This is a genomic window from Vibrio rubrogenes (assembly GCF_059641415.1).
Genome location: NZ_JCARSY010000076.1, coordinates 1 through 3,918, shown reverse-complemented (window position 1 = coordinate 3,918; position 3,918 = coordinate 1). Strand labels below are relative to the sequence as shown.

The following is a 3,918-nucleotide window of genomic DNA, read 5'->3' as shown; positions in this document are numbered from 1 at the left end:
TATCGAAGCCGGGAATGAAATCACCCTCAAAGCCGGTGGCAGCTTCGTTAAAGTTGATCCGTCAGGTGTCTCTCTCAGCGGTGCCGGGGTGAACCTGAACTCCGGTGGTAGTGCCGGGAGTGGCAGTGGGTTTGCGGGTGAGATGGCAGAATTGCCTTTGGCTGAAGGTCACAGAACAAATCAGGGGTTTTACGATGAGTAGTATTGCACTAAAAGAAATATTGACGAATAAAGAATATACTTTTAAAGAAAATATCAACTTAGACAACAATACATCGGTTATGGCAAGCTTTCAGTTACAAGATAAAAATGGAAAGCTTTTAGGAAAAGAAATCCCGAAAAATTTAAAAATTAAAGACAAGAAAGTCTCTACTAAAGTAAAGGTGGAAGATTTAGCTAAACAGAATAAAGTTTCTGTTAAAGATATTTATAAACTCATGGCTTCAATTGATGTAGATAATGACAAAGTTTTTCAAAAAAACGAAAGGACAACAGTTGAAGTTATCCCAATGATCCTAAAGTCTGATCTGTTTAAAGATTCTAAGGTATTGAATAAGCTCGCAGTTAAAAGAAGCAAAGGATATAAGAAAGGGATTAAAAAAAATGAGGAAGTTAAATTAATCCAAGAAGGGTTAATAAAGATTGGACTTGATTTAGGTGATGCTTCTGATGAAAGTGGTGACTTTGAGGAGAATACAAAAGATCTATTTCAAGTTTTCCAGATTATATACAAGCCTACACATAAAACGCATGTCGATTATAAATTTGGTGGGGTTGATGGGATTGTTGGACAAAATGGGATCCTTGCTTTAGATGAAGCCCTGAAGGAAGAGTGGGAGCATAAGTTTAAGTGTGCGTGTAGTCGTGATTTTACAGTTGATGAAGTCAAGCTAATAGTTAAGGTATTAAGAAAATCTGAATATAAGAAAAGTTTAGATCTCTTTGATGATTCTGATTGTGATATTCCTGATAAAGATAAAACATATGAACGATTTACGGAAGAGTTAAATAAAGTTTGTAAAACATATGAAATCAATACTTGTATTAGGAAGATTCATTTCCTTACACAGATTTATCATGAAAGTTCAAGGTTAAAAACTGCTATCGAAAGTGGTGATGGTTCAGCGTATGATCCTGCAAATAATGCTGATGCGACGTTATATGGAAATACTTCAATCGGAGATGGTGCAAAATATCGAGGTAGAGGTTTAATGCAGCTGACATGGAAAAATACCTATTATAAGTACAAAGATTTTTCTGGTTCTGACGTAATAATGAATTATACAGATGTATCTGATGATTTAGGTATTGCGATGGATTCCGCTGGTTGGTTTTTCAAGCAAGGAAAAGTATTGTCAGCATCTGGAGAAACATGGAGTGCTCCAGCTAATGCACCCTCATATGTAAAAAAATATAATGCAAGCTACACAAAAAATATTATATCTTATGATTCTGGCAAGAAAAAATATGGCACATTGAACATGAATTTAATTGCCGACGACGACTATATAGATTTGATTAGTTGGTTAGTTAATGGTGGTAATAATGGACTAAAAGAAAGAAGAAAATATAACAAGATCTTAAAGGGGATATTTTGTTATGAAAAATGTAGTAATAAATAGTTTAACAGGAATTTTGGGATTAACATTATCGATGTGTGTCTTCTCATATACATTATATGACCCCCAAAAATTTGATGAAGAGTCATATGAGATAAAAAAAATAGACGTTAATTTTGATGGTAAATTAGACTATGTTGTTTATAGTAAACCATTTATGGGGGATGAGTTGTATTTCTTTGTCAATAAAAATAATAAATATTATCTATCTCTCAAAGGGTATAATTTTTCCCAAGATGGTGGATATATTATGACAAATATTTATCCTGCTTCGGACAAAAGTAATAGATTAAATATAAGGACTTCTTTTCCTGGTGCAGGCAATGGTGAAATAAATTATCTGATTTCATATGAAAATAAAAAATATTTTCTAGATGAAACAATTCATACAGTTAGATATTCATTTGATAAAGATGGACGAGTAGATATTTGCACTGTAAAGCAAAATATAGATTTACAAATGCTCTACTCTAAATCAAATATATCTCTCCATGAAATTCCTAGTGAAGATGAAAGAGATGAAAAATGTACTATATCATTTAAAATAACGGCATCCATTGATGACTTTATTCAAAGAGTACGTGAAGAACCATACAGTACATATGAGACAACTCAACGTTATGAAGCATTGATTAATAAGTATAAAATAACTAATAAAAATGTAACTCAGTATAATGATTTGGCTTACTTCCTAGAAAAGCGTGGAGCATACAAAGAATCCATTTTTGTCCTTAGACATATTGTTAAAGATTTTCCCTCTAGAACTGTTGCATATATAAATCTAGGTGATGCACTTTGGGGAAAAAAAGATAGAGATAAAGCGAAGGATGCATATCAAACTTATATTAAGCTAATGAAAGAGCGTGGGAATGAGAGTAAGATTCCGAAACAAGTATTTAAACGGGTGTCTCTGTGATATTTAAGAGTGTGCTCTTTTCCTTGATAACTATAATGTTATCTGGATGTGTTTCTATGACTAGTTTTAATGATTTGGTTCATACTGATAAAAATGAAATATATTACTTTGATGTGAATCGTGACGGGACTAAAGACGCTGTTATTAATGATCCATCCAATGATGAGATATTGGTATTTCTTAATGTAGATGGAGAATATAAGTATAAGTATAAATCTGGAAATTATAATTTTCAGGGTATTTATATGGTTGTAAACATTAGAGAAGAAAAAGGTGATGATGTTAATTTATCTTTAATATCAATGTTCTCTGGTGCCGGTGGTCAAGAGAAAAAATACTTCTTAGGTATAAATGATAATAAATTAGAACTTGTTCAAACAGTGACGTTCGATTCTTCTTACAATAATGAATCGTATTCATTACGTATCTGTGTAATAAATAAATCGGGTAAAGAAAAATGCCACGTTAAAAAATCTGACAAGCCTTTTAATTCTAAGTATATAAACGAATATCCTTATACAAATGTTCCATAACTATTCATATTTTATTGTTAATGCAAATTGCTCAAGAGCCAATAAATCATGTTCAAACCGAGCCGCAAATGCGGCTCGCTGATCACAAACAACAATCATGTTTTATACAAAACTTTCATCCCCGTCTTCATGATACTGACAATAGTGGATGGTGATTAAATTATTGAGATAGAGTAAAACTTCACACATTTCCTGTCGGTTTTCCCGTTGCTCTGCCAGAAAAATCTCTTCCAGCTGGCGTAAATATTCACGGGCTTTTTGTGATAGTTGTGGATCATAGTGGATGGTTTCAAACATATAAACTCCAAGTAAAAATAGATGATGTTGTTCCACCACCACGGAAAGGGACCAATCTTTGGGTGGTGGACTGAGCCGGGTTTGGTCCTACCGCTACTTGGATGACGGCCAGCCGAAGCTGCCCGATTCAGCCCACCATGATTTAGGCGCACTGATAATCGCATAAAAACAGCTCGGTTAGAACCGTATTTATCTATCCAAGTATTTAACAACGGGGGACCAATCCCGTCCCGGAGTGTTTCCGGTACAGGGTTAGATTAATGAACGTCGGGCACTGGTACAATAGACGCAAGTATGGAAAAAGTATGAGGTTCTTCGAGTCAGTTCACTTTTCTGATGGAATCTAAAAGAGAAGCGCTATTGATGATTAAGACGGGTATACAATCAGCCAGATGAGAATTGGATGAAGGTTATTCAGCGTACAATACAACCCAATTTATTATGGCAACGTTAGGGTTCAGGCTCACCATCGATGGTGTCAATGATGAGACATTGGTGGTCCGTGACTATCAGGGTATCGAGTCCATCTCAGATTCAGTCGATGATCAAGGCG

At 34.5% G+C, this 3,918-nt stretch carries 5 protein-coding genes; 4 read left to right on the top strand and 1 reads right to left on the bottom strand.

Features of this window, described 5'->3' with window-relative positions; translation table 11 throughout:
• The 4 genes from AC55NX_RS20475 to AC55NX_RS20460 all read left to right on the top strand — a co-directional run.
• A partial coding sequence (locus tag AC55NX_RS20475) for a hypothetical protein (protein WP_496997413.1) occupies positions 1-202 on the top strand: 202 nt, incomplete at its 5' end.
• Entirely contained in the window at positions 195-1,622 is a 1,428-nt protein-coding gene (locus tag AC55NX_RS20470) for a glycoside hydrolase family 19 protein (protein WP_496997412.1), read from the top strand. The genes AC55NX_RS20475 and AC55NX_RS20470, both read left to right, overlap by 8 nt.
• A complete protein-coding gene (locus AC55NX_RS20465; RefSeq protein ID WP_476487306.1) occupies positions 1,600-2,535 on the top strand; it encodes a tetratricopeptide repeat protein in 936 nt (311 codons plus the stop codon). Before AC55NX_RS20470 ends, AC55NX_RS20465 begins: the two co-directional genes overlap by 23 nt.
• Positions 2,536-2,591: 56 nt before the next feature.
• Positions 2,592-3,068: a hypothetical protein gene (locus AC55NX_RS20460; RefSeq protein ID WP_496997411.1), complete on the top strand. Its 477-nt coding sequence runs from the start codon at positions 2,592-2,594 to the stop codon at positions 3,066-3,068.
• Between the two features lie 102 nt (positions 3,069-3,170).
• Here the strand turns inward: AC55NX_RS20460 and AC55NX_RS20455 are convergent, their stop codons facing one another.
• On the bottom strand, positions 3,171-3,365 hold the full coding sequence (locus AC55NX_RS20455; RefSeq protein ID WP_496997410.1) for a hypothetical protein: 195 nt from the start codon (positions 3,363-3,365) through the stop codon (positions 3,171-3,173).
• Between the last annotated feature and the right edge of the window lie 553 nt (positions 3,366-3,918).

Coding starts and splice junctions, on each gene's coding strand:
- AC55NX_RS20470 (WP_496997412.1), top strand. CDS start 195: ATGAGTAGTATTGCACTAAAAGAAATATTGACGAATAAAGAATATACT.
- AC55NX_RS20465 (WP_476487306.1), top strand. CDS start 1,600: ATGAAAAATGTAGTAATAAATAGTTTAACAGGAATTTTGGGATTAACA.
- AC55NX_RS20460 (WP_496997411.1), top strand. CDS start 2,592: ATGACTAGTTTTAATGATTTGGTTCATACTGATAAAAATGAAATATAT.
- AC55NX_RS20455 (WP_496997410.1), bottom strand. CDS start 3,365: ATGTTTGAAACCATCCACTATGATCCACAACTATCACAAAAAGCCCGT.